Genomic DNA, 26,419 nt, shown 5'->3' on the forward strand with positions numbered 1-26,419 from the left:
GGTGGTCCGTTGCAGTTGTTAATCTATATAAATTCTAGAGGTGTAATAAGTACCTTCTTTGGATAAAACCCAAATGGAATAATAGTTTTCACCTTTATCGTAGATGCCGTAATTGTATTCTTCCCCTTTTACACTTAAATTTTTCCGCATTTCATTATTACTCTCTATGAATTTTAAAGTAAACGTTGCCTTTGAGGTTTGCTTTAATTCTAATTTAGAGAAGGTTCCGTCTTCAAATTTTTCTGTCCAAAGGTTGGAAGCATGCGTTACCAGTACTTTTTTTCCGTCATATTCTTTGTAATGCAGGTTTTTTAAGGAAAAGAATTTTTTTAAATCGCGATCACTTATGTTTGTCTTTGGCTTTTGATTGGCTATTTCCCAATCACTTTTATTTTCTTCTAATTGATTCAGCAATGTTACGAAGGTGTCGCAATTTTTTTGAAGCCGGAAATAAATCAAGTCTAATAATGAATCCGATTTTACCTGGGTGTCAATTTTATGTTTGGTGTAAAAATCAGGCATATGCTGCACTAAGATTCCCTCAAAGACCGCTTCGTTAAGAGAATTTAGTTTTTTTAGCGATATGCAAATCTGATTATTCAGAGAATCAATTTGTTGTATGGTTTGTGATTTCGCTGCAAAAGCAATTAATAAAATCAGTATTGAGATAGTTTTTTTCATTTGTTTTTTTTAAAGTTTATTGTTACTATATGAAAAGTATTTAAAAGCAATTCCAAATAAAAAACTTCTCAATGCCTATCAGCAAACCTATGAATAAAAAAACAACTGTACAATCATTAAATTTAGTGATTTTTAAAGGTTTTGCGTGCAAAAACACCATCGTTCATGTTTCCTTTAGTATATGAACGGATTCTGCTCAGATTCGGAAATAAACTGGAAGTACTTTGTCCGAATAACGAAGATATTGAAGGATGCTGTTTCTCTTTATGAAGAAGAAAATTAGTCTTCCAATGAAGCGAAAAGTGAACTATCGCCTATATTTGTATCAACAGATTACTTTATCATGGCTAAAACAAAAACAGTTTATACGGATGAAGATGTTTTAAAATTCATCCACGCCTTCGCCAATTCAGAACAAAAAAAGCAAGACAGTTATGCTTTGATTGAACTCATGAAGGAAATGTCCGGTCACGAACCTAAAATGTGGGGTCCAACTATTATAGGCTTTGGCTGTTATCATTACAAATACGAAAGCGGTCATGAAGGCGATGCGCCAATGTTAGGATTTTCACCAAGAAAAGCATCCATTTCCTTATACGTTTTCACCGGATTGCCGGAACACGAACATCTTTTGGAAGGCTTGGGCAAATTCAAAATGGGGAAAGCCTGTATTTATGTTAACAAATTATCCGACATTAATATCGATGTTTTAAAAAGACTGATGTCGGCTTCTATGGCTTATTTGAAGGAAAAGTACAGCCACTGTTAAATTTAAATATTGATATTATTAATGGGAAATTCAACCGACTACTCCAGAGTTTTTAAAATGTCCTTCGCCGGCGTTTATCCGCACTACATTGCAAAAGCAGAGAAAAAAGGCCGAACCAGAGAAGAAGTGCATCAAATTATTTTCTGGCTGACCGGCTATAACGAACAAAGCCTTCAAAAAATCCTTGAGGGCAAAACCAATTTTGAAGATTTCTTTACCAACGCACCGCAAATCAACCCGAATGCTTCGAAAATTACCGGTGTAATCTGTGGTTACCGTGTGGAAGACATTGAAGACAAACTCATGCAGCAAATCCGCTATTTAGACAAGCTGATTGATGAATTGGCTAAGGGGAAAGCGATGGAGAAGATTTTAAGATCGTAATTCTCTTTTATGAAATAAAAAAGCCGTAACTCACATTACGGCTTTTTCTATACAAACTAAAGTCTTAGTATTTCAAAAGTTCCAACAACTCGGTTTCAAAACGCTGTTTTGGTAAATATTGGTCTTCCAGCGATTTCATGAACGGAATGGCCGATTCCAAACTTCCGACACGTTTAACCGGAGCGTCTAAGTATTCGAAACAGTTTTCCATAATCATGGAGGAAATATCACTGGCCACACCACCGAACAACGTATCTTCCTGAAGGATGATGACGCGGCTGGTTTTCTTAACTGAGGCATAAATAGCGTCCCAATCCAGTGGCTGTAAAGTTCTTAAGTCTAACAAATCGGCTGAAATATCGGAGTGTTTGGCTAAAGTTTCCAACGCCCAGTGTACCCCGGCACCGAAAGAGATGATGGTTACATCCTTACCCTCTTTCAGCAAAGAAGCTTTTCCGAAAGGCAAAGTGTAGTAATCTTTAGGCACATCCTGATAAATGCTTCGGTACAACAATTTGTGCTCGAAAAACATCACCGGGTTCGGGTCGTTAATTGCAGTGGCCAACAATCCTTTTGCATCATAAGGGAAAGCAGGATAAACTACTTTTAATCCCGGAGTTTTGGTAAACCAGGCCTCGTTGGTTTGCGAGTGGAAAGGTCCTGCCTGAGTACCGCCTCCGCAAGGCATACGCACAACCACATCGGATTTCTCCTGCCAGCGATAGTGCTGTTTTGCTAATAAGTTTACAATCGGGTTGAATCCTGTGGATACGAAATCAGCGAACTGCATTTCAACAACCGCTTTGTGTCCGTTGATGGACAATCCGTTAGCGGCTGAAACGATGATGCTTTCGCAGATTGGCGTGTTGCGCACTCTGTCTTTTCCGAACTGGTTTACAAAACCATCGGTAATTTTGAACGCACCGCCGTATTCCGCGATGTCTTGTCCCATCACTACCAGATTTTCATGACGTTCCATAGACTGACGCAACCCTTGTGAAATAGCGTCAATCACGCGGATGTTTTCCGTTTCGCCTTTTGGCGCAATATCTTCAAACGTGTACGGAGCGTAAACGTCGTTTAATTCTTCGTCTAAATCGGCTACAATAGCCGGTTCTTCCTGAACTTTGGCCCAGTCGGTATCAATTTCTTTCTTGATTTCGGCACGGACGGCTTCATCGGCAGCATCGTCTAAAACGGCTGTGGCTTTTAAATAACTTCTGTAGTTTTCCACCGGGTCTTTAACCGCCCACATGTCCATCAATTCCTGCGGAACGTATTTGGTACCACTCGCCTCTTCGTGACCTCGCATGCGGAACGTCATGAACTCCAATAACACCGGACGCGGATTCTCAATCATGGAGGCTTTCAGCTCTGAAATTAAATGGTATACTTCCAGAATATTGTTTCCGTCTACCACATGGCTTTCCATTCCGTAACCTACACCTCTGTCTGCTAATTGCTTACAACGGTATTGCTCGTTAGTTGGTGTGGATAATCCGTAACCGTTGTTTTCAATGACGAATAAAACCGGTAAATCCCATACGGAAGCAACGTTTAAGGCTTCGTGGAAATCTCCTTCGGAAGTAGCGCCTTCTCCGGTGAATACGGCTGTTACTTTTCCGTTTTTCTTTAATTTATTGGCTAAGGCAATTCCGTCTGCAATTCCCATCTGAGGACCCAAATGCGAAATCATCCCGATAATGTTATATTCCTGGGTTCCGAAGTGGAACGAACGGTCGCGGCCTTTGGTGAATCCGTTTCGTTTTCCCTGCCATTGCGAGAATAAACGGTGTAACGGAATTTCTCTTGTAGTGAACACCCCTAAGTTTCGGTGCATCGGTAAGATGTATTCGTCTTTGTCCAAAACGGAAGTAATTCCCACGGAAATCGCTTCCTGCCCGATTCCGGAGAACCATTTAGACACTTTACCCTGACGGATCAGGATCAGCATTTTTTCCTCGATTAAGCGAGGCTTTAAAATCTTTTTATATAAATCTAATAATTGCTCGTTGGTTAGATTTTTTCTGTCGAAGTTCATTATTATAGTGGTTTATAAAACGCTGTCAAAATTAATAATAAAAACAACGTCAATTCGTTAAATTATAACAAAATAGTAAGTAACTTTAAAAGGTTGTAACATCCCTTTTATAATACGTTTAAAATGAATCGTTTAAATAAAAATAAGTCGGTAAAAAACAAAGCATCACTGCAGGAGAATACTTCCCCGGTGTGTTATCTGGAAAGCGATGAGCTCCGACCGGAATATCGCAGTAATCCGGAAAGTGAGGAAAATAAAAAAAAGGAGCCAAAACCGGAAAAATGATTTTTTACCATTGTTTATAACTTAATTATTTTTTTCCGGAAATTATTCTCTACATTTGTTTTTATAATGGTTTCAAACCGAAAAAGTTATTAACAAAAACTAAGTACAATGCAAAACATTCCTAGTGTTGACTTACGTGATTTCCTGTCGGATGATCCGGCACGTAAACAAAAATTTGTAAATGAAATCGGAAAAGCCTACGAAGAAATTGGCTTCGTAGCATTAAAAGGTCATTTTTTAGATGACCGGTTAGTGGATGAACTTTATAGTGAAGTCCGCAATTTCTTCAACCTTCCTTTAGAAGTAAAAGAGAAGTACGAAATTCCCGGAATCGGTGGCCAGAGAGGTTATGTTTCTTTCGGAAAAGAGCATGCCAAAGGACGTTCTGCCGGAGATTTAAAAGAGTTCTGGCATTTTGGACAATATTTAAGTGAAGGTTCAAAATACGCTTCGGAATATCCTGAAAACGTAACTGTTACAGAATTACCAAAATTCAATACCGTTGGAAAAGAAGCGTATCAGATGCTTGAAAAAACAGGTATCTATGTATTAAGAGCTTTGGCAATTTACATCGGTTTGGACGAGTTCTACTTCGATAAATTCATCAAAGACGGGAACAGCATCCTACGCCCAATTCACTACCCTCCTATTACAGATGAACCAAAAGACGGTGCCGTTCGTGCGGCCGCTCACGGAGACATCAACCTGATAACTTTATTAATGGGGGCTCAGGGTAAAGGCTTACAGGTACAAAACCATGACGGTCAGTGGATTGACGCTATTGCAGAACCAGACGAATTAGTAATTAATGTTGGTGATATGTTATCGCGTCATACTAACAATAAATTGAAATCAACTATTCACCAGGTAGTTAATCCGCCTAGAGAATTGTGGGGAACTTCCCGTTACTCTATCCCGTTCTTTATGCACCCAATCAGCGAGATGCCGTTGAATTGTTTAGAGAACTGTATTGATGCAGATCATCCGAAATTGTACGATGACATCACAGCCGGTGAATTCTTATACGAACGTTTAGTAGATTTAGGATTAATTAAAAAATAATCTTTAATTTTATACTCTTATGAAAAGACATTGAGTTTATTCTTGATGTCTTTTTAATTTTTAAGAATATTTACAATGGATTTAAGAGATCAGTTAAAAAACCTGTTTCCCGAGCACAAAGAATCGAATGAACCGGAAGAAGTTCAGCAGGAAAACCACGAGCTTTTCATTCAGAAAGAACCGTTAATCTGCAAATTCGAAAAGCGTAAGGGAAAAATAAACACTGTTATAGAAGGTTACGAAGGCGATGCGGAAGATTTTAAACTTTTAGCCAAAGAAATCAAAACGAAACTGAGTGTTGGTGGTAGTTTTAAAGATGATTCCATAATCATTCAGGGCGATTACCGTGACAAAATCATGGAAATTCTAAAAGCCAAAGGATTTAAAGTAAAACGCGTTGGAGGCTAATTAATCATTTTCAGTCGCAGTCGCAGTCGCAGTCGCAGTCGCAGCCGAGTTGAGCTACTATAAAAACACACAACCAAACAATTAAGTAACTCAAAAACTAAAATTATGGCAGAAATAAAATCATCAGAATTAATCTTAAATCCGGACGGCAGTGTTTATCACTTAAACCTGAAACCGGAACATATCGCACACGATATCATTTTTGTAGGCGACCAGAACCGTGTGGAAAAAATCACCAAACATTTTGATTCGGTGGAATTCAGCACGCAAAAACGAGAATTTAAAACCCAAACCGGAACGTATAAAGGCAAACGCATAACCGTAATGTCTACCGGAATTGGTCCGGACAATATCGACATCGTGATGAACGAACTGGACGCGTTGGTTAACATTGATTTGGCAACCAAAACGCCTAAAGCAAATTTAACTTCGCTGAACATCGTCCGCATCGGAACTTCGGGCTCTTTACAGGCTGATATTCCTGTGGATGGTATTGTTATGTCGGATTCCGCAATTGGCCTGGACAACATGCTTCGCTCCTATTTAATTGACAGCGTAACCGATAAAAACATTGAGGAAGCTTTTATCAATCATACCAATTGGGATTTACGAAAAGGACGCCCTTACGTTATAAAAGGCAGTGAAAAACTGGCCAAACTGATTGAAAGTGATTCCATTCATAAAGGATTTACAGGAACAGCCGGAGGTTTTTACGGACCACAAGGTCGTGTATTACGTTTGAACATTCAGGATGAAAAACTAAACCAAAAAATGGACAGTTTCAATTACAACGGTATCCGAATGACGAATCTTGAAATGGAAACGGCTGCAATTTACGGATTAGGTAAACTGCTTGGTCACGAAACACTTTCAATGAACGCGATCATTGCCAACAGAGCCAACGGTACGTTCAGTGAAGATCCGTACAAAGCTGTGGATGAACTGATTGTATACGTTTTAAACAAATTAGTGAACTAATCCATGAAAATCATCATAGAAACCGAGCGCCTGCTCATCCGTGAATTACTTCCTTCCGATAAAGAAGGAATTTTTCATTTGGATTCGGATATGGATGTGCATGAATATTTGGGCAAAAACCCGATAAAAACCATTGAAGAAGCACAGAACATCATCGATTTTGTCCGTTTGCAATATCAGGAAAACGGTATCGGGCGCTGGGCGGTTTTGCTGAAAGAAACTCATGAATTCATTGGCTGGGCCGGATTAAAACTGGTGAAAGAAGAAATTAACGGCCACCGGAATTTCTATGATTTGGGCTATCGTTTTATTAAAAGTTTCTGGCAAAAAGGCTACGGTTATGAAGCCGCAAAAGCATGCCTTGATTACGCTTTCAACGAAATGCATCTGAAAAATGTTTACGCACATGCCATGATTGGCAACGAAGGCTCTAAACGTATCTTGGAGAAAATCGGCATGAAAAATACCGGAACGTTTTTTCACGATAAGGAAGAATGCGTCTGGTTTGAACTTAGCAAAGAAGATTATCTGCTTCAAAATCAATAAATCACACTATTTTTTAAGAATCTCCTGTCCTTTAAGATAATCCGAAGGACGCTGCCCGAGCAATTTAAAAAACGTATTACTGAAAGTAGGCACACTGTTATAGCCTACCGCAAGCGCCACTTCATTGACCGGCGCTTTTTTTTCTATCAGAAGTTCCAAAGCTTTAAGGATTCTTTTGATGGTGAAGTACTGAATAAACGATATGCCCATGTCTTTCAGGAACAACCGGTGCAGTGATCGCTCGCTAAAACCAAATCGGTCTGCTAATTCTGAATATTTGATGTTTTCAGCCAGATTTGCATCTAGAAAAGCCGCAAGTTTCACCAAACGGGGATCCTTCGGAAACGGTAACGCCAGGGAAAGATTGTTTTTGCAGATTTCGGGCAACATCGCTTTTATAGCGCTTGCAATCGTATAATTAGGACTTCCCTTTTCTAAATTTCCGTTCCATCGGTTGGTAAATAGCAGCATTTGCAGCAGCACTTCGTTTACCGGATAAATACCTTCTTTTAATAATAAATCAGGTTCGTTTTTATCGGTCGGAAAATATAAATTCCGCATCATTACATCTTCGGAACTGGGATGAATGCTGTGTGAAATGCCTGCCGGAATCCACATGAAATGTCTCGCCGGAAGAAAATACGTTTTGTTTTCGGTTTCCACATAAACGATACCGCCTTCCGTATAAAGCATTTGCGATTTTTTATGCTGATGGGCCGGAATGAGCAATTCACCCATTAAATCATGATGACAGTAGATGCTATCTTGCTCTGTATCAACGTTTTTAATATAGTATTTATCTGAATCCATAAGTCAGAGTGTCCGAAACGGATAAATATATGTCTTTTTCAAATAATTTACAACTGTTTAATATTCCTAACATTGTAAAAGCAATTGTAAAGGATCTTAAAAAAATAGATAGTCGTTAATTATTAGGCACTTTTTTTAAACAATATTCAGAAATATGACAGAAAACAGAATTTTATTTCAAGGCTACCATTCGAAAATTATTTCTGCAAAAGAAGCAGCAAATCTGATTACAGATAAAATGACCGTTGGCTCGAGCGGTTTTACCAAAGCCGGAGACAGCAAGGCCGTGCTACCTGCCTTTGCCAAAAGAGCTGAAACCGAATCCATTGGCATTACTTTAATTACCGGTGCTTCGCTGGGTTTTACTACGGACAACGATCTCGCTAAAAACAATGCTTTATACAGACGAATGCCATTTCAGGCAGATGCCGGTTTACGAGGCAAAATTAACGAAGGAGACATTTATTTTACCGACCAGCATTTAAGTGAAACTTCCGAATTACTGGAAAACAAACACCTGCCGCAATTGGATTTGGCCATTATTGAAGCCGCTTATATTGATGAAAACGGTAACATTATCCCGACAACTTCGGTTGGAAATTCGGCATCTTTTGCCAAAATAGCTTCTAAAATAATTATTGAAATAAACGAATCTATACCCTTAAATTTCAAAGGAATACATGATATAATTTTACACGAATCTTACCCTAACCGCCAACCTGTAAACATTACCAAACCGGACGCCAGAACCGGACAGGATTTCATCACAATTGATCCTGAAAAAGTAATCGGAATTGTGTACACCAACCTGTCAGACAGCGCCGCAATGGTAACCGCTCCGGACGCAAAAACTTCCGCAATAGGTAAACATCTCGTTGATTTCTTTGAAAGTGAAATCGAAGCCGGAAGAATGACGCCGTCGCTCATGCCGCTTCAGGTAGGCATCGGAAAAGTGGCCAATGCGGTAATGTCCGGCCTTGCAAAAGGAAATTTTGAAAATCTGACGATGTATTCCGAAGTACTTCAGGACAGCACCTTTGAATTGATTGACAGCGGAAAAATGACGTTTGCATCCGCCTCGTCGATTACGGTTTCCGAAGCATATTACAAGCATCTGTTAGCTAATTTTGAGCAATACAAAGACAAAATCATCCTGCGGCCGCAAAATATCAGCAATTCGCCGGAAGTTATCAGACGATTGGGCATCATCGCCATTAACACTGCTATCGAATTTGATATTTACGGGAACGTGAATTCCACGCATATATCCGGTACCAAAATGATGAACGGCATTGGCGGCTCGGGAGATTTTGCGAGAAATGCTTACCTGAGCATCTTTGTAACCCAATCAGCCTCAAAAGAATTTAACGCGATTTCCCACGTTTTACCGATGGTTTCGCACGTAGACCATACGGAACACGATGTCGATATTTTGGTAACCGAGCAAGGTTTAGCCGATTTACGCGGATTAGCTCCAAGAGAACGGGCCAAATTAATTATTGAAAAATGCGCTCATCCCGAATACAAAGAGGCTTTAATAGACTATTTCAACCGGGCCTGTATTCGCGGCGGTCATACCCCGCATATTCTTGAAGAGGCGTTTTCTTTTCACACGTCTTACAATGAAACCGGCACTATGAAGCAAAATTGTTTAGTGAACTTGTTGTAAACATCTTTTTGGTTTAATTGGTTTAGTTTGTTAGTTTTTTTGACTTTCCCCGGTATTGTTATCGGGGAAAGTTTATTTTTTTTACCAACTTTACCCCATTTCTTTTCCTGTAATAAAATTGCAATCCCTATCTTAGCAATTAATTTTTTCCACAATGAAAACAGTACGTATTGCAGGGGTTCCCGAACATTTTAACTTACCTTGGCATTTATGCATCGAAAACGGTGAATTTGACGAAGTTGACATCGATTTGCAATGGACGGATGTACCGGAAGGCACCGGAAAAATGTGCCAAATGTTACGCGATGGCGACACGGATATAGCGGTAATTCTTTCGGAAGGTATTGTAAAGGATATTGTGAGCGGAAACGATTCTTCCATCGTTCAGGTTTATGTGCAATCACCTTTAATCTGGGGCATTCATGTGGACGCCAAATCCGGTTTTCAGCAATTATCCGACCTGGAAAACAAAAAAGTGGCCATTAGCCGAATGGGTTCCGGTTCGCATCTGATGGCGGTAGTGAATGCCAAAAACCAAAACTGGAACACGCAAAACCTGCAATTTGAAATTGTAAATACTATTGATGGTGCTGTGGAGGCGCTGTCTTCCGGTCAAGCCGATTATTTCATGTGGGAACGTTTCATGACCAAACCTCTGGTGGATAACGGAACCTTCCGCAGAATTGCCGACTGTCCTACTCCCTGGCCGTGTTTTGTGATTGCGGTTCGCAACGAATTCCTGAAAACCAACAAGCATGTGATTAATCAGATTCTGGAAATCATCAACAATACCACTATTGAGTTTAAAGAGATTCCTAGTATCGACCGAACACTGGCTACCCGTTACAATCAAAAACTGGAAGACATTCAGGAATGGCTGAAACTGACGCGTTGGTCTCAGAAGAAACTGGACAAAGCTACCTTTGAAAAAATACAAAATCAATTATTTGATTTACATTTGATTACTGAAAAAAGAAGCTACGAAACTGTGGTACAATAAAACAGCTTCAAAAGGATGCTCCCGACAATGCCAACAAAACTCCAGGTAATTAAAGAACGGTTTTCTTTGCCAAAGCCTTGGGACACTGTTGTCATTTTTTTGCTGAACATCCTGATTGCTATTCCGACTTTTATTATTGCGCATCAGGTTTTAATCGATCCGGAATGGCCGGGACATCTCGACCGAATTCTGCTTTTTATTCTCATTTTAACGGTAATCCAGTTGGTTTTAAGACTGTTGAAAACGATTATCATCATCTGTATTTTTCTGTATTTAATTGCTCTAGTCTGGGGGACACTTTTTGGCGGTTATGGCTTCCGTTCCGTTTTTGAAGATTATCAGGCGATGATTTATACGATGAATGAAAATCCTAACCCACAAGACATTATCATTTCAAAACTCCTGCCTTTTCCGAATAAATCCCAGATTATTGACGCTGTGGATTACAACAATCCAAAAGTGCGCAATTTTGCCCTAAAAGCAACTACGCTGCATTTTCAGGATGTTAAAGGGCATCGCGAATACAGGCAAATCATTCAGTGTTTTGCCATTTTTAAGGAAATACGCAACCGCTGGAATTATGTGAATGATCCGAAAGGCCGTGAATATATAGCCTACGCCAGCGAATCGTTAGAGCATTTTTCGGGTGATTGCGACGACCATGCTATTTTCACTTCTGCCTTAATCCGTGCTATTGGCGGAACTCCGAGAATCATCCACACGGGCGGACATTTGTATCCGGAAATGTTAATCGGAACAAGAGCGGATTTTGAAAACATCAACTTCCTTATTAAAGAAGTGTTGTTTAAAGAAGAATCCAAAGGGAAAGAAGTGCATTACCATATTGACGAACGCGGTCAGGTCTGGCTGAATCTCGATTATACAGCCAAATATCCGGGCGGGCCGTTTATGAGTGAAGAAATTCTGGGAGCACTTACACTTAATTAAACAACCTTTTCTTATATTTACCGCTATTAAATAAATTTTGATTTATGAAAAAACTGGCATTAGTGGCTGTATTCTTTTTTCAGTTTGCACATGCACAACAACAGGATTCCACCGAAGTGGTAAGCCCTATCTCGTTGAAAAAAAATGAAGTCCGTCTGGATGTTGTTTCGCTTATTACCAAAATGCGGATTCATGCGAGCTACGAACGTTTCCTAAACAAGGATTTTTCCGTAGGATTGAGTGCAAGCATATCTGAAAGCAACAAAGAGAAAAAAGATTTTGATGAGAATTTCGATCGTACTTTGCCGCAATATGAAGTTATTCCTTATTTGCGTTATTCGCTTTCCAAAAGTCAGGTAAGTTATTATTATGTTGAAGCTTTTGCATCGGCCAACGGTGGAAAATACAAAACAAAAGAACGCTTTGTTGAAGGCGGAAACGGTTATTACCAAGCTGTTGAAAACACTTATTTTGATGTAGCGCTTGGCGGTGCCGTAGGTTATAAATTATATTTCAAAGATAAATTTGCCGTAGATTTATTTGTGGGAATGGGAAAAAATCTTTTCAACACCGATAAAAGTCCGGAGATTGTACAAAGAGTTGGTGCAAGTTTCGGTTACAGATTTTAAATTACAGCATTATGAAAACACTACGATTATATATTTTAGGACTAATCAGTTCTTTAGCATTGATTTCCTGTAACGATGACGACGAATTTTACAATGCCGTATATGTTGATTCGCCTGATTTAATTAAAATTAATGTTCCGGCTGGCGGCTATACTGCAGGTGACAATCTTGAATTTTCAATTGATTTTTCAAGATATATTATGGAACCCGGATACACAACCCCGTTGGATGTTTACAAAACATCAGGAGCAACTTCTTTTGGTTTTGCCTATTATCTGGAACGAAATGACGGCGGAACCTGGAAGACTGTTTTCCCTAACGAAGACGAATTCCGTATTGGCGATGTTTTGTATGTTCCGGCAACCGAAACCTATGAATTTGATGAGGCCTACCCTTTAGATGAACCGGGAGAATACCGTTTCCGTTTGGAATACAATGACGGCAATATATTAAAAACCAATCTGGTTTCAAGAAATCAGGAAAACAAAACCATGGTTTCAATAATCACTAATGCCGATCATATCGACAGTCAGGGCTATTATTACTTTACAGTAGAATGATAAAAAAATTCACCAAATTGGTGGATTTTTTATTACCAGACTATTTCCGTCCTATTATTCGCTTTCAGCAGCTGATTGCATTTGCTGAAATGTTTATTTCCAAACCACAATCCGCGGTTCGCACTCAAAGGTGACGGATGCCCGGTTTCGAGCACAAAATGTTTGCTGCGGTCAATTTTGGCGCCTTTCTTTTTGGCAAAACCGCCCCAAAGCAGGAAAACCACCTTTTCTTTTTCCTCGGATATCTTCTGAATTACCACATCTGTAAAAGTCTCCCAACCTTGATTCTGGTGGCTTCCCGCCTGGCTTTCCCGAACCGTTAAGGTCGCGTTTAAAAGTAAAATGCCTTGGTCTGCCCAGCGCTCTAAATTTCCGGATTTTGGAATCGGAATACCTAAATCCGTTTCAATTTCCTTAAAAATATTAATCAGTGAGGGCGGAAAAGCAATGCCGTCGTTAACCGAAAAACACAAACCGTTTGCCTGACCTGTACCGTGATACGGGTCCTGACCGATGATTACTACTTTTACGTTATCGAAAGGACAACGGTCAAAAGCGGCAAAAATCTGGCTTCCCTTCGGAAAACATTTGTGTTTGGAATATTCTTCTTTAACGAAGGCAATCAGTTTTTCAAAATACGGTTTTTCAAATTCGGAAGCTAAAACTTTGCTCCACGACGGGTGAATATCAACTTGCATCGGCTAAAATTTTGCCAAAAATATGAAATTCTGTTGCAAGGTGACTGGCATCCTTTGTAACTTTGAAGTTTTCTATACAGCCAATGATTGCAATTAACGATAAAACATTACAGGATTTAGAATTTAACACCGTGCTGGAAACCATTTCCGATTTGTGTACCACCGAATTGGGAAAACAAAAAGCACTTGCCATAAAACCTTTCAGAGACAAAGAAATGCTGATGGATGTTTTACTGCAGACATCCGAGTACGTTTCCTCCTACACCAATAATAATGCGATTCCCAATCATTATTTCGATGAGATTTCGGGCGATTTGAAGATGTTGGCCATCGAAGACAGTTTTCTGGAAGCCGGCAGTTTTAAAAAAATTGCGACCTTATCGGAAACCACAAACACCTTATTGTTGTTTCTCAGAAAATTTGAGGATTATTATCCTAAACTGAACGAAAAAGCTTCCGGGATTGAACTGACAAAATTCATCATTCAGAAAATTGACGAAGTACTTGATAAATATGGCGAAATCAAAGATACCGCTTCGCCTGCCTTAGCCGAAATCCGCAGAAATATGAATCTGGTTCGCGGAAAAATCAACCAGAGTTTTGGGATGGCGTTATCGAGTTATAACAGCTTAGGTTATTTGGACGACATCCGTGAAACTATAGTGGATAACAGACGGGTTTTGGCTGTTTTGGCCATGTACCGAAAAAAAGTAAAAGGCTCAATTTTAGGCAGTTCCAAAACCGGAAGCATCGCTTATATTGAACCGGAAGCTACCTTGCGCTATTCCAGAGAATTGGGAAATCTGGAGTATGAAGAACGGGAAGAAATCACCCGAATTTTAAAACAACTTACCAATACGATTCGTCCTTATACCGAACTTTTGCATCAGTATCAGGACTTTTTGAGCGATGTGGATGTTATTGCAGGAAAAGCGCGTTATGCCAATAAAATCAACGGAATTCTGCCGCATATTACCACAGAAAAGCATTTGTTTTTCCGTGAAGCCTTCCATCCTATTTTGTTGCTGAACAATAAGGCAAAAAACAAACCAACATTTCCGCAAACCATTGAATTGCAAAACGACAGTAGGATTATCGTGATTTCAGGACCGAATGCCGGCGGAAAGAGTATCACGCTGAAAACCATAGGATTGCTTCAGTTAATGCTGCAGTGCGGCATGCTGATTCCGGTGCACGAGCGAAGCGAAACCTTCCTGTTTGACCGGATTCTGACGGATATCGGCGACAACCAATCCATTGAAAATCATTTGAGTACCTACAGCTACCGACTGAAGAACATGAATTATTTTCTTAAAAAGTGTAATGCCAAAACTTTGTTCTTAATCGACGAATTCGGTACGGGATCTGATCCGGAATTGGGCGGCGCTTTGGCAGAAGTTTTTCTGGAAGAATTCTACGAACGGGAAGCCTTCGGAATCATCACCACGCATTACACCAATCTGAAAATATTAGCGAACGAGTTGCCTTATGCCACCAATGCGAACATGCTTTTCGACGAAAAATCGCTGGAACCGATGTACAAGCTGCATCTGGGACAGGCCGGAAGTTCGTTTACGTTTGAAGTGGCGCAGAAAAACGGCATCCCGTACGGGTTGATTAATCGGGCGAAAAAGAAAGTGGAAGGCGAAAAAGTGCGCTTCGACAAAACAATTGCCAATCTTCAGAAAGAACGCTCGAAACTGGAAAAAACGTCTCAAAACCTGAAGGAAGAAGAAATCCGGGCGCGCGAAGAAAGCAAGAAAATGGAAAACATCAACACCAAAATTCAGCAGAAACTGGAAAGTTATCAGGAGTTGTTCGATGCGAACCAGCGCTTGATTTACATGGGACAGAAAATTGATGATATTTCCGAGAAATACTTCAACAACAAGAACAAGAAAGAACTGATTGGCGAATTTTTAAAAATGGTGGAGATTGAAAATTCCAAACGCAAAAAAATCACAGCCAAAGAGAAAAAAGCCAAGGAAGTTGTTCAGAAACAGGTTATTGAAGAAGTGAAAGAAAAAGTCGAAGAAATCCGCAAGGAAAAGAAAGAGAAGAAAATCAAAGCCCAGAAAGAGGAAGCCAACAAACCAAAAATTCCTTTAAAAGTGGGCGACCGCGTGCGAATGATTGACGGAAAAGCGGTCGGAAGCATCGATTTAATTGAAAAAAACAAAGCCACGGTAAACTACGGCATTTTCACTTCAAAAGTTGATTTAGACAGTTTGGAATTGGTAGAACGAATGAAATAATATGGAAAAACTGCCAAAAGATAAAAAGATTATTCTGTTTGACGGGGTTTGCAATTTGTGTGATGCAACCGTTCAGAAAGTTATTAAAGCGGATAAAAACGATACGTTTCGTTTTGTTGCTTTACAATCTGATTTGGGCAAGGAAATCCTGAATTATATTGGGGTTGATCCTGAAAAAACAGACAGCATCATTTTATATGAACCCGGAATCGCCTATCATATCAAGGCTGGAGCGGCCATTGAAATTGCCAGAACCATTGGAGGAATTTATTCGCTTTTAGTTTTGTTTTCCGTATTTCCGGATTGGCTGAAAGATATCGGATATGATTTTGTAGCCCGAAACCGCTACAAATGGTTTGGCAAAAAAGAAAGCTGCATGATTCCGTCACCGGAAATTAAAGCAAAGTTTTTGGAATAAAAAAAGTCCCGCATTAACGGGACTTTTACTTTTATGTTAAATGCTAAAAAAATTAGTTTTTAACTATTTTCTTAACTGCTGTTCCTTCGTTTGTTTCAATATTCATGAAGTAAACACCAGCGTTTAAGTCTGAAACGTTGATTTGAGAAACATTTCCACTTACTGTTTTAACAGTTCTTCCATTTATATCTGTTACAAATGTTTTGGTAATATCAATATTGTTTGTATTCGCAATATTAATAATTGAATTTACAGGGTTAGGATAAACTGAAAATTTAGAAGAAATAAAATCAGTAGTAGCGGTTGTTACTTCCGTAACACCTGTTAAAGTTAAAGTAATATTAGCCCAAGTACCAGAAGTACCTGCACCACTATAACCATTGCCAAGCCAAACCGAATAAGTTGAACCGGTAAAATTAAGTGGTGTATCTAAAGTAACTGTACCCGAAACTACAGTACCCGGAGCATCTGAATCACAAGCTGCTCCACAAGGCCAGGATTGAAGTTCAGTAGCTCCAGTATCGGAAAATCCTCCAATCTGCAATAAACCATTTGCTGCAAGTGTGGCTGTTGGTGTAACATATAAGGTTAAGTCATTTGCGTAAGTTTCCGAAACGCTTGCGGTTAATGTAGCGTTAATCTGTACTGATGTAAGAGTACCCTGTAACTCATTAGTTGAATACAATTCATTAAAAGTAAAACCATTAAATGTAACCGGTCCAGGAATATTAACGGTAACCTGCGAGTAACTTAACTTAAAAGCCGTTAAAAAAATAAGTAAAAGTAATTTTTTCTTCATAATTATTATTTTTAATTGATTGCCAATAAAATTAGACAATTTTTCCGACAAACAAAATTTTTTATATGAAATTAACAATTACCAACGCTGTCATAGCTTCTACAATTGGCACCGCTCTCGGTACAACACAAGGATCATGACGTCCTTTACCCTGCTGTTCAACAATATTACCTTTATTATCCAGAACTTCCTGTTGCTGCATTAATGTTGCAACCGGTTTAAAAGCCACTCTGAAATAGATATCCATTCCGTTGGAAATACCGCCTTGTATCCCCCCGGACAGATTAGATTTTGTAGTTCCGTCCGGATTAAACAAATCGTTATGCTCACTTCCTTTCATCTTTGCGCCGCAAAAACCGCTTCCGTATTCAAACCCTTTTACGGCATTTATGGAGAGCATGGCTTTGCCTAATTCGGCATGCAGTTTATCGAAAACGGGCTCTCCCAAACCAACAGGAACATTTTGAATTACACAGGTAATGGTACCGCCTACCGTATCACCTTCTTTCCGGATTTGTTTGATGTAATTTTCCATTTTTTCAGCCGTTGCTAAATCCGGACAGCGTACGGCATTGGTTTCGGTTAAGGAAAAATCCAAGGCCTGATAGGGTTTATCGATAAAAATATCACCAACCGAAGAGACAAAGGCGTTTATTTTAATTTCAGGGATTATTTGCCTGGCTACAGCTCCGGCTACTACCCAATTGGCCGTTTCTCTGGCCGAACTTCTTCCGCCGCCGCGATAATCCCGTATTCCGTATTTTTTTTCATACACATAATCGGCATGACTGGGACGATATTTGTCTTTTAAATGCTCATAATCGCCGGATTTCTGGTTTTCATTCGGAATGATAAACCCGATTGGAGTTCCCGTGGTTTTGCCTTCAAAAATTCCGGACAGAAACTGAACCGTGTCCGATTCTTTTCTTTGGCTTACTATGGCAGACTGTCCCGGTTTTCTGCGGTCTAGTTCCCGCTGAATGGCCTCGAAATCGAGTGTTATCCCCGGAGGACAACCATCAATAACACCACCGATTGCTTCTCCGTGTGATTCTCCAAAAGTCATCAATTGAAATTTTCTTCCAAAGGTATTTCCTGCCATAACTTGATATTTTAAACAAATGTAAGTTTTTTCAATTTTATGCTACAGGTTTTTTACAACTAATCCGGGAATTTCTCAAACCTTTTAGTTTTATCAGAATTCAATAAAACAATCGAAAAATATTACAAAAAACAGTTCAAAAATTAATTATCTGTGAAATTTTAACACTTAAATGATTAGTGTATCATTTTTAGTATCTTAGCGGAAATTACTAACCTAAACTAACTATGAAATCAAAATTATTGCTTGCAGCCGCACTGTGCGGTATCCTGTTTTCGTGTTCTTCTGACGATTCTAGCAGCGACAACCCAACACCGGACACCAACTTCACAATTTCTCTTATAACCGGCAAGTATTGGACTTATGACGTCGAGGACAGTAATGCAAACCAATTCCGAGATTCCCTTTATATCTCCGGCGACACTCTTATCAATGGGATCACACATAAAAAATTCAAAGTAAAAGATGATGTGGCTGCAGGGTTTTATTCATCGTCACTCAGAAACAATGGTGTAAGAGAATCCGATAACAAATTGCTTTTATCAGGAGATTTATCCTTAGGAATGGGAGAACAATTGCCGATTGCTTTGGATTTAACGCTTTCTAATTTTGTTATTTTCAAAAAAAATGCAGCGGTTAACGAACAATTATCTTCCAAAACCGGTGTTATCGAACAAGAATTCAGTGGTTACCCAATCAAAATTAATTATACCTTAAAATCATTTGGAGGAGAAACAATCTCTAATTTTACCTCTCCTAATAACGATGTTTATACTAATGTAAGAACATCCAAAATTGTTTTAAGAGCCTCCATCACCACGGAACAGTCTGTTGGAGGCTTTCCGATTACAGTAACCATAATGCCGGAACAGGACGTCCTAATTTCAAGACAATATATTGCAGATGAAATTGGTGTAGCTTACGTAAAAACAGAAATGCAATACCAGCTAGCCTCTTTACCGCCAACTATCCCTATACCTTTTCCGGATTCAGGCAGTCAAACACAAGAGGAGTTTTTAGACACTTACAATTAAACGATTTCACATCAAATGTAAATTATGTAAGAAATTAAATTAATGATATAAGCAATCGTTTCCTCAGTATCTCTAAATTTGTAAAGTAATTGTAACAATAATCAATATGAAAAAGTTATTTTATTTATCTGTAATGCTATTTGGATTAGCGTTGAGCACCCAAGCACAGGATCGTAAGAATGCAATTGGTTTGCGTTTAGGTGATAACGATGGTTTTGGCGGTGAAGTATCCTACCAAAGATGGATTTCAAACAAAAACAGACTTGAGTTTGACTTGGGATGGAGAGACACAAAACATTACGATGCTGCAAAATTAATAGGGATTTACCAATGGGTTTGGAATATCGACAACGGTTTTAAATGGTATGCTGGTCCAGGAGCCGGTTTAGGTACGTGGAGAGCAGAATATTGGAATCCTGGCCATGACATTCATTACGATGAATCTGGTGCGTTCTTTGTAGCAACCGGAGATATAGGTATCGAATATAACTTTGATATCCCATTACAAATCTCTTTAGACTTTAGACCTGAAATTTATGTAAGTAGTGATTACAATGATGTTAGAGATGATAGTTTTGGAGCCGACTTTGGTTTGAGTATCCGATACAAATTCTAAACTGAATAAAAAAACCCCGACTTTTAAGTCGGGTTTTTTTATTATTTATTTCACCATGTTTTTATCTTCATATTTCTGCAAAGCCTTTTCATAAAGCTTTTCATAAATCGGCATAATTTTCAGAATATCAAATTCTTTAGCCAGTTCGAGTGCATTTCTCTTGAATTTCAGAAGGGTTTCGTCGTCGGATAAAATTGTAATGGCATTTTTGGCCATGTCTTCCACATCTCCAACATTACTCAGATAACCTGAAAAACCTTGTTTGTTTACCTCAGGTAATCCTCCTGAATTACTTGAAATCACCGGAACTCCGGATGCCATTGCTTCCAAAGCGGCCAACCCGAAACTTTCCGTTTCCGACGGAAGTAAAAACAAATCAGAATAGCTCAGAATCTTGTCGATTTCGTTACTGTTTCCGAAGAAAATTACCTTGTCGTTGATTTTCAGGTCATCGCACATTTTCTCTGCAATTTCTTTTTCAGGGCCTTCCCCTACCATCATTAATTTGGAGGGAATCGTCTTTTGGATTTCGTAAAAGGTTTTGATTACGTCCGGAATACGTTTTACTTTTCTGAAATTACTGATATGCGTGATAATCTTCTGATCCTGAGTTGCCATCAAAGAACGATGACAGGCCGAATTCACATCGGTTCTTTCCTTGTCTATTTCTATAAAATTCGGAATTACTTCAATCTCTTTTTTGATGTCGAACAGTTTGTACGTATCCTCTTTTAAACTCTGGGAAACCGAAGTAACATAATCCGATTTATTAATGCTGAAAGAAACCGCCGGTTTATAAAACGGATGATTTCCCACAAGTGTTATATCCGTACCATGCAGGGTTGTAATCATCGGAATCCGGATGCCTTCACTCTTAAGCATTTGCTTTGCCATATAACCGGCGTATGCATGGGGAATGGCATAATGCACATGCAAAATTTCGATTTTGTGCAATTTTACCATATCCACCAGCTTACTGGAAAGCGCCAGTTCATAAGGCTGATAATGAAACAGCGGATATTCCGGAACATTAACTTCGTGATAATGAATGTTCGGATTTAAAAGCGCCAGACGAACCGGCTGACTGTACGTAATAAAATGGATTTCGTGTCCGCGACGGGCCAGTTCAAGACCCAATTCTGTTGCTACAACACCACTACCACCAAAAGTAGGATAACAAACAATAGCGATTTTCATTTTTTTGTTTCTAAGTGGACACTAATTTACAGCAAAAAAGTAAGGTTTTGCCTTACTTTTAGATAATATTAACTTTGTCTGAACCCTTTGTTTAAAGCCTCTTCGTATTTTAAAATCCAATCGGCCGGTGACATTTTCTGTACCAGTTCGCCAATCAGTTCGAAAGGAATCAGGTCCGGCTTTTTAAAGCGGATACAGCTTTTGCCCATATCCAATTTGGTTTTCACATGTTTAGGATATTCTGAAGTAAACCAGTTTAAAAGATTGGAATCGGAATAAATCCCCATGTGATAGACGGCAATGAAATTTTTCTGGGAAGCAATGCTTAAAAAAGGCAACGGCAGTTTAGGATCGCAATGATAGCCTTTGGGATACATCGAATGCGGAACCACCCAGCCCAACATACCGTAACTCATGGTTTCTTCAAATCCTTTGGGAAGGTTTTTTACAATGGTATTTCTCAGTTTTTCCATGGCCGGTTTTCTGTCGTCCGGCAAAGAATCTAAATAGTCTTCCGTTGATTTTGCTGATGACTGCATTTTATAATTTTTCCTTCTAAAATAAACTATTTAATTAATCTGTCAAAGCTTCGTAAATCACTTTTTGAATGTCTTCTCGGATATTGTTTTTAGACAGCTTATTATCCGCTGAATCCGGGAATGTACGGTTGGATAAAAACACGTAAATTAGGTCTTTTTCAGGATCGGCCCAGGCTATTGTACCTGTAAAACCGGTATGTCCGAAGCTGGTCATGGAAGCACATCCGCAAGTTGGCCCTTCTCCTTGTAATTGTGGTTTGTCGAAGCCCATTCCTCTTCGGTTGCCTACGTTACAATACGCACAATCGTTGAACGCATCAAAGGTTTTTTCGGAGAAATACTGATGTCCGCCGTAATTTCCTTTCTGAAGGAACAATTGCATCATTTTCGCTACATCCACCGCATTGGCAAATAAACCGGCATGTCCTCCTACACCGTCTTGCATAGCCGCGCCCATATCGTGCACATACCCCTGAACCGTCGTATAGCGGAAGTATTTGTCTTTTTCCGTTGGCGGAATTACACTCATATCCATTCTGTGCAACGGATTGTACATCATGTAATTCATGCCCATTGGTTTGTAAAAGTTGTGATAACTTAAAAAATCCAAGCTTCTGTGCTGTGTTTTTTCCAGATATTCTTTGAGAATGATGAACGTAAAATCGCTGTATTTGTACTGTTTTTTTGGCAGTAATTTACTGTCTGCGATGCGTTTCATAATGGTGTCCTGATAGTCTTTTCTCAGGAATAAATTTTCGGAAACCTGCAACGAAAATTCCGGGGAATAGGTTTTACGGTAATACTTTTTAGACGGATGGTTTGTACTGTCTAAAGTAGCCTGATAAAACGGAATCCAGGCCTGAAGTCCTGCCTGATGGGTCAACATTTCTTTCAGCGTGATGTCTTTCTTATCGGTATTTTGAAACAGCGGCAGCATTTGCCCCAGCTTGGTGTCAAATTTGATTTTCCCTTTATCATACAACTGCATCACATTCGGCAACGTAGACAGGATTTTCGTTAAGGAAGCCAAATCGTAAACATCTGAATTACTTACTTTCGTGTCTTTTCTGTAATCGTGATAGCCAAAAGCTTTCTGGTACACAATTTTCCCTTTTCGAGCAACCAGAATCTGCATGCCCGGTGTCATGTTCCCGTCAATTGCTTTTTTGGCCAAAACATCAATTTTCGATAAAACAGAAGGGTCCATCCCTACACTTTTGGGTGTAGAGTACGATAAAATATTGGTTTTAGACGTTTTTAAGCCATCATCAACTTTAACGAAATTGTTTATCGAAACCGGAATTTTCCCTTTAGCACCAATGGCGCCGAAAATAACTTCCGCCGCAACGGTTTGGGCAATAGCGTTGTTCTGATACGCCAAAACCACATTCGTTATTTTGCTGAAATCTTTAACCGATAAAAGCGTATACGGTTTAGCGAAAACCGCTAACGTAACGTTCTTTCGTTTAGCTATTGAATCTAAAATGGCCAATTCATTTGCTTTGAAATCGTGTTTTTTCCAGGCACCATCGGCTTTGTGAAAACCAACAATTACCTTAGAATATTTTTCAAGGTTTTCCAGCATCAGAGGAATGCTGTCGGTTTCAATTTCGTCAATTCTTGAATAGGTTTTCAGGCCGTTCAGAAACGTATCGTTGCTGTCATCTCCCAACTTTACATAAGCGATATTTTCTTCGGCTAAGTTGGTAATCGGGAAATTATGTTCTTCTTTCTTTAAAACGGTAACGGCATTTTCATACAACTGATAGTTCAAATCCTCATATTCGGAAGCATTTAAATCTTCATACAGATTTTTTAAATCTATCGGTTTGTATTTGTTAAGCCCTACTTTGTACTTGTATTTTAAAATTTTCTTTACGGAATGTTCCAAACGCGCGTCATCAAACAACGAATCGTTATACGCCTGACAGAATTTCTCCAGCGCCACCGGAACATTTTCGGCAAATAACAGAATATCATTACCGGCTAAGAACGCTTCTAAATCAATATCGCCAGGCTGTTTAAAATTGCTGGCGCCTTTCATGTTTAAAGCGTCGGTAAATATTAAACCTTTGAAATTCAGTTCTTTTTTTAGAATATTGGTTACCACATTATACGAAATGGAAGTAGGAAACCCGTCTCTGGGTTCAAGACTCGGAACGTTTAAATGAGCCACCATTACACTGGCAAGTCCTTCGCGGAACAGTTTTTTATACGGATGAAATTCAACTTCTTCAAAACGTTCTTTTGAAAAATTCACGAACGGCAACGTATGGTGCGAATCGGTGGAAGTATCGCCATGTCCGGGGAAATGTTTTCCGGTGGCTAAAACACCTTCACTCTGAATTCCCTTCATTAGGGCAAGTGCTCTTTCGGTTACATTGTTCTTGTCTTCCCCAAAAGAACGGTTTCCGATAATTGGGTTTAGAGGATTAGTGTTGATGTCGAGAACCGGTGCAAAATTAAAGTGAAGTCCTAATCGTTTGGCCTGTTTTCCCATCTGTTTTCCCATTTTTTCAATGAGTTTCATATCCTGAACAGCGCCCAAAGTCATGTTCCAAGGGTAGCGGTACGTGGAATCCAAACGCATGCTCAGTCCCCATTCCCCATCAATTCCCACGAACAAAGGCACTTTCGATTTGGACTGATAGCGATTGGTTAGTTTCGCCTGACGAACCGGTCCGCCCTGGAAAAAAATCAATCCTCCGATTTTGTATTCTTCTATTAATTTATCGATGGACTTTACATGTTCAGCGTCTTTATTGGAATACGCGGCCACCATGAACAACTGTCCTACTTTTTCTTCAAAAGTAAGCTGGTTGTAGATGCTGTCTACCCATACTTTTTCACGGACATCGTCATATTTCAGAATAGGATCGACATCTGCCTGCGACCAGACAAATTGAGCAAAAAAAAGAAAAAGTAAAGAAAGATAACGCATTATAAAGAATCGGAATTAAAATTACAGTTGATTAAAAAAAGCGGCTGTGCCAACTTTCTTTAGCAGGAACCTCCCAAAAATCCTGCCATTCTCCTACGGTATTCACCAAATTATTAAAAACAATGGTGTTTTCGGAAACTGCTTTTTCCTTGACCATTTTTTTAAAATCAATAAGCGGTTTGTAGGCAATGAATTCTCCTAAACGGAAAGTTACATTCATACGGTCCAGTAAATCTACGTTGTATTTTTTCTCCAGACTCTGAATAAAACTTACAGAAGCATCAATCGAACAGCCCGAAGTTGCCTGAATGCCCTGATTTACAGCTATAATAATAAAACGATTGTATTTCGTTAAAAAGGAAGCTTCCAAACCTGAGCCATGAGCCGACCATTGGCTCACAAATTCTGCCAAGGCCGATTCGATTTCCTGAATTTCATCATCGGTGAATTTACGGTCGGACTGGTATACCCAAATTCTGGAATCTTCCGGTAATGTATTAAAATCTACTAACATATAAAATGGTTAAAGCACAAAAGTAAGCTATTAAATGAACTTTCTGAAAACTTATCAGCATAAAAAAACCTTAAGAAAGTGCTTAAGGTTTTAAATTTTGCTTTACTTCAGTTCTAAAAAATCAAGAACTTTGAAATATTTATAATCCTTAGTTTTGGGATCGTAAAACTCTTGTTCGAAATATCTGGCTTCTACAGATTGGCTTTTCTTCAGCTTGTTTTCGATAAGCAAGTTGGCACCTTCAAACGGCATTAATAATAAAAGGGAATGTTTTCTGCCGGATGCATCAGCAATGACTAATGTGATAAAATCACCCGTTTTAACTTCTACAACTTTACCTGAAACAGAAGGTGTGAAAACTTCTGATGCTTTTTCATCAGCTGCTGCTTCTTCTGTCATAAAGGTTTCCACCAAAGTCTTAAAAGTATCAGGACAAACCGTAATCATTTTCATGGCTACTTCTTCCCCTAATTTTTCAGCCTTTTTGGTGTCTTCAAATATAGGTCCGAAAACCGTTTTAGCTTCTTCGGAATGCTTGGTGTAACTGGCAATGATACAAAAACCTGTTTCCGCTTTTAACTTGTTTTCATCAACAATTTTTTCCTTTTTGGATTGTAAGCACTCACAGGTTTCTTTTGCCATAAGGCTGAGTAGTGCTTCTTTGTCTAATTGTTGTCCGGAAACGGTAACAGTGCCCGAAAAAATTAATGCTGTTAAAAGAATTTTCTTCATTATAAGTCCTGGGCATTTGCGATTAATTCGGCTACGTCCATTACTTTGATTGAACCTTCTTTTTCTTTGAATTTCACACCGTCGGTTAACATGGTGTTACAGAAAGGACAACCTGCCGCGATAATTTCCGGTCGGGTTTCCAGAGCATCTTCGGTTCTTTCCACGTTGATGTCTTTGTTCCCTTTTTCAGGTTCTTTAAACATCTGAGCTCCTCCGGCACCACAGCATAAACCGTTCTTTTTGGAACGCTTCATCTCTACCAGTTCGGCATCTAATTTTTTGATTAAATCACGAGGTGCTTCGTAAACATTGTTGGCACGTCCTAAATAACACGGGTCGTGGAAGGTGATTCGCTTTCCTTTAAACTGACCGCCTTCAATAGACAAACGGCCGCTGTCTAAAAGCGACTTCAAAAATTCCGTATGGTGTACAACTTCGTATTTTCCGCCCAATTCCGGATACTCGTTTTTAATCGTGTTGAAGCAGTGTGGGCAAGCCGTTACGATTTTCTTAATTTCGTAAGCGTTCATGACTTCGATATTGGTCATGGCCTGCATCTGAAACAAAAATTCGTTTCCGGCGCGTTTTGCAGGATCTCCGGTACAGCTCTCTTCCGTACCTAAAACCGCAAAAGAAACATTTGCCTGATTTAATAATTTTACAAATGCTTTCGTAATTTTCTTTGCTCTATCATCAAAACTACCTGAACAACCTACCCAGAATAATACTTCCGGCTGTTTGCCCTGTGCCATCATTTCGGCCATCGTAGGTACTGTTAAATTTGCTGACATATCTCTTTATTGT

General features: G+C 39.2%; 28 protein-coding genes. 16 read left to right on the forward strand and 12 right to left on the reverse strand.

Going from position 1 to position 26,419, the window contains the following annotated elements; translation table 11 throughout:
* Positions 1-18: 18 nt before the first annotated feature.
* The gene (locus G498_RS0113220) at positions 19-681 is read right to left on the reverse strand and encodes a hypothetical protein (protein WP_026981590.1); all 663 of its coding nucleotides are present in this window, start codon (positions 679-681) and stop codon (positions 19-21) included.
* A 343-nt stretch (positions 682-1,024) separates the two neighbouring features.
* On the opposite strand from G498_RS0113220, the gene G498_RS0113225 reads away from it, so the two are divergent.
* Positions 1,025-1,450, forward strand: coding sequence for a DUF1801 domain-containing protein (locus tag G498_RS0113225; RefSeq protein WP_026981591.1), 426 nt, complete (start codon positions 1,025-1,027; stop codon positions 1,448-1,450).
* A 21-nt stretch (positions 1,451-1,471) separates the two neighbouring features.
* A complete protein-coding gene (locus G498_RS0113230) occupies positions 1,472-1,834 on the forward strand; it encodes a DUF2200 domain-containing protein (RefSeq protein WP_035744123.1) in 363 nt (120 codons plus the stop codon).
* Positions 1,835-1,898: 64 nt separating this feature from the next.
* Here G498_RS0113230 and G498_RS0113235 read toward each other — a convergent pair whose 3' ends face one another.
* Entirely contained in the window at positions 1,899-3,875 is a 1,977-nt protein-coding gene (locus G498_RS0113235) for an alpha-ketoacid dehydrogenase subunit alpha/beta (protein ID WP_026981593.1), read from the reverse strand.
* Between the two features lie 123 nt (positions 3,876-3,998).
* On the opposite strand from G498_RS0113235, the gene G498_RS15775 reads away from it, so the two are divergent.
* The 5 genes from G498_RS15775 to G498_RS0113260 all read left to right on the forward strand — a co-directional run bounded on the left by G498_RS15775 (position 3,999) and on the right by G498_RS0113260 (position 7,154).
* On the forward strand, positions 3,999-4,160 hold the full coding sequence (locus G498_RS15775) for a hypothetical protein (RefSeq protein ID WP_154656458.1): 162 nt from the start codon (positions 3,999-4,001) through the stop codon (positions 4,158-4,160).
* A gap of 108 nt (positions 4,161-4,268) precedes the next feature.
* On the forward strand, positions 4,269-5,222 hold the full coding sequence (locus G498_RS0113245) for an isopenicillin N synthase family dioxygenase (RefSeq protein WP_026981594.1): 954 nt from the start codon (positions 4,269-4,271) through the stop codon (positions 5,220-5,222).
* A gap of 75 nt (positions 5,223-5,297) precedes the next feature.
* Positions 5,298-5,630: a translation initiation factor gene (locus tag G498_RS0113250; protein WP_026981595.1), complete on the forward strand. Its 333-nt coding sequence runs from the start codon at positions 5,298-5,300 to the stop codon at positions 5,628-5,630.
* A 105-nt stretch (positions 5,631-5,735) separates the two neighbouring features.
* Positions 5,736-6,608: a nucleoside phosphorylase gene (locus G498_RS0113255; RefSeq protein WP_035744120.1), complete on the forward strand. Its 873-nt coding sequence runs from the start codon at positions 5,736-5,738 to the stop codon at positions 6,606-6,608.
* 3 nt (positions 6,609-6,611) lie between these two features.
* Entirely contained in the window at positions 6,612-7,154 is a 543-nt protein-coding gene (locus G498_RS0113260) for a GNAT family N-acetyltransferase (RefSeq protein ID WP_026981597.1), read from the forward strand.
* Between the two features lie 6 nt (positions 7,155-7,160).
* Here the strand turns inward: G498_RS0113260 and G498_RS0113265 are convergent, their stop codons facing one another.
* Complete coding sequence (locus G498_RS0113265; protein WP_026981598.1) at positions 7,161-7,964, reverse strand: AraC family transcriptional regulator; 804 nt, start codon at positions 7,962-7,964, stop codon at positions 7,161-7,163.
* Positions 7,965-8,118: 154 nt separating this feature from the next.
* Between G498_RS0113265 and G498_RS0113270 the strand changes: the two genes are divergently transcribed.
* From G498_RS0113270 to G498_RS0113290, 5 genes are all read left to right on the forward strand, one after another.
* Complete coding sequence (locus tag G498_RS0113270) at positions 8,119-9,633, forward strand: succinate CoA transferase (RefSeq protein WP_026981599.1); 1,515 nt, start codon at positions 8,119-8,121, stop codon at positions 9,631-9,633.
* Between the two features lie 154 nt (positions 9,634-9,787).
* A complete protein-coding gene (locus G498_RS0113275; RefSeq protein WP_026981600.1) occupies positions 9,788-10,633 on the forward strand; it encodes a substrate-binding domain-containing protein in 846 nt (281 codons plus the stop codon).
* A gap of 27 nt (positions 10,634-10,660) precedes the next feature.
* Positions 10,661-11,581, forward strand: a complete 921-nt coding sequence (locus tag G498_RS0113280; RefSeq protein WP_240470450.1) for a transglutaminase domain-containing protein — start codon at positions 10,661-10,663, stop codon at positions 11,579-11,581.
* Positions 11,582-11,625: 44 nt separating this feature from the next.
* Positions 11,626-12,210 carry a hypothetical protein gene (locus G498_RS0113285; RefSeq protein WP_026981602.1) on the forward strand — a complete coding sequence of 195 codons (585 nt, stop codon included), beginning with the start codon at positions 11,626-11,628 and terminating at the stop codon, positions 12,208-12,210.
* 11 nt (positions 12,211-12,221) lie between these two features.
* Complete coding sequence (locus G498_RS0113290; RefSeq protein ID WP_026981603.1) at positions 12,222-12,770, forward strand: hypothetical protein; 549 nt, start codon at positions 12,222-12,224, stop codon at positions 12,768-12,770.
* A gap of 32 nt (positions 12,771-12,802) precedes the next feature.
* Here the strand turns inward: G498_RS0113290 and G498_RS0113295 are convergent, their stop codons facing one another.
* The gene (locus tag G498_RS0113295) at positions 12,803-13,468 is read right to left on the reverse strand and encodes a uracil-DNA glycosylase (RefSeq protein ID WP_026981604.1); all 666 of its coding nucleotides are present in this window, start codon (positions 13,466-13,468) and stop codon (positions 12,803-12,805) included.
* 83 nt (positions 13,469-13,551) lie between these two features.
* Between G498_RS0113295 and G498_RS0113300 the strand changes: the two genes are divergently transcribed.
* Both G498_RS0113300 and G498_RS0113305 read left to right on the forward strand, forming a co-directional pair.
* Positions 13,552-15,723, forward strand: a complete 2,172-nt coding sequence (locus G498_RS0113300) for an endonuclease MutS2 (protein ID WP_026981605.1) — start codon at positions 13,552-13,554, stop codon at positions 15,721-15,723.
* 1 nt (position 15,724) lies between these two features.
* Entirely contained in the window at positions 15,725-16,141 is a 417-nt protein-coding gene (locus G498_RS0113305) for a thiol-disulfide oxidoreductase DCC family protein (protein WP_026981606.1), read from the forward strand.
* A 52-nt stretch (positions 16,142-16,193) separates the two neighbouring features.
* Here the strand turns inward: G498_RS0113305 and G498_RS0113310 are convergent, their stop codons facing one another.
* Entirely contained in the window at positions 16,194-16,940 is a 747-nt protein-coding gene (locus G498_RS0113310) for a T9SS type A sorting domain-containing protein (protein WP_131387675.1), read from the reverse strand.
* 61 nt (positions 16,941-17,001) lie between these two features.
* Entirely contained in the window at positions 17,002-18,042 is a 1,041-nt protein-coding gene (gene aroC / locus G498_RS0113315) for a chorismate synthase (protein ID WP_026981608.1), read from the reverse strand.
* A gap of 227 nt (positions 18,043-18,269) precedes the next feature.
* Between aroC and G498_RS0113320 the strand changes: the two genes are divergently transcribed.
* Positions 18,270-19,076: a hypothetical protein gene (locus G498_RS0113320; RefSeq protein WP_026981609.1), complete on the forward strand. Its 807-nt coding sequence runs from the start codon at positions 18,270-18,272 to the stop codon at positions 19,074-19,076.
* A gap of 106 nt (positions 19,077-19,182) precedes the next feature.
* Positions 19,183-19,692: a hypothetical protein gene (locus G498_RS0113325; protein WP_026981610.1), complete on the forward strand. Its 510-nt coding sequence runs from the start codon at positions 19,183-19,185 to the stop codon at positions 19,690-19,692.
* A 45-nt stretch (positions 19,693-19,737) separates the two neighbouring features.
* Here G498_RS0113325 and bshA read toward each other — a convergent pair whose 3' ends face one another.
* From bshA to G498_RS0113355, 6 genes are all read right to left on the reverse strand, one after another.
* On the reverse strand, positions 19,738-20,889 hold the full coding sequence (gene bshA / locus G498_RS0113330; protein WP_026981611.1) for an N-acetyl-alpha-D-glucosaminyl L-malate synthase BshA: 1,152 nt from the start codon (positions 20,887-20,889) through the stop codon (positions 19,738-19,740).
* A 68-nt stretch (positions 20,890-20,957) separates the two neighbouring features.
* Positions 20,958-21,428: a DUF1801 domain-containing protein gene (locus G498_RS0113335; RefSeq protein WP_035744117.1), complete on the reverse strand. Its 471-nt coding sequence runs from the start codon at positions 21,426-21,428 to the stop codon at positions 20,958-20,960.
* A gap of 34 nt (positions 21,429-21,462) precedes the next feature.
* On the reverse strand, positions 21,463-24,369 hold the full coding sequence (locus G498_RS0113340; RefSeq protein ID WP_026981613.1) for a glycoside hydrolase family 3 N-terminal domain-containing protein: 2,907 nt from the start codon (positions 24,367-24,369) through the stop codon (positions 21,463-21,465).
* A gap of 31 nt (positions 24,370-24,400) precedes the next feature.
* On the reverse strand, positions 24,401-24,883 hold the full coding sequence (locus tag G498_RS0113345; protein WP_026981614.1) for a hypothetical protein: 483 nt from the start codon (positions 24,881-24,883) through the stop codon (positions 24,401-24,403).
* Between the two features lie 102 nt (positions 24,884-24,985).
* The gene (locus G498_RS0113350) at positions 24,986-25,615 is read right to left on the reverse strand and encodes a hypothetical protein (protein WP_026981615.1); all 630 of its coding nucleotides are present in this window, start codon (positions 25,613-25,615) and stop codon (positions 24,986-24,988) included.
* Entirely contained in the window at positions 25,615-26,406 is a 792-nt protein-coding gene (locus G498_RS0113355; protein WP_026981616.1) for a (Fe-S)-binding protein, read from the reverse strand. Before G498_RS0113355 ends, G498_RS0113350 begins: the two co-directional genes overlap by 1 nt.
* Positions 26,407-26,419 lie beyond the last annotated feature (13 nt).

The sequence above is a fragment of the Flavobacterium suncheonense GH29-5 = DSM 17707 genome (assembly GCF_000430025.1).
Taxonomy (GTDB): domain Bacteria; phylum Bacteroidota; class Bacteroidia; order Flavobacteriales; family Flavobacteriaceae; genus Flavobacterium; species Flavobacterium suncheonense.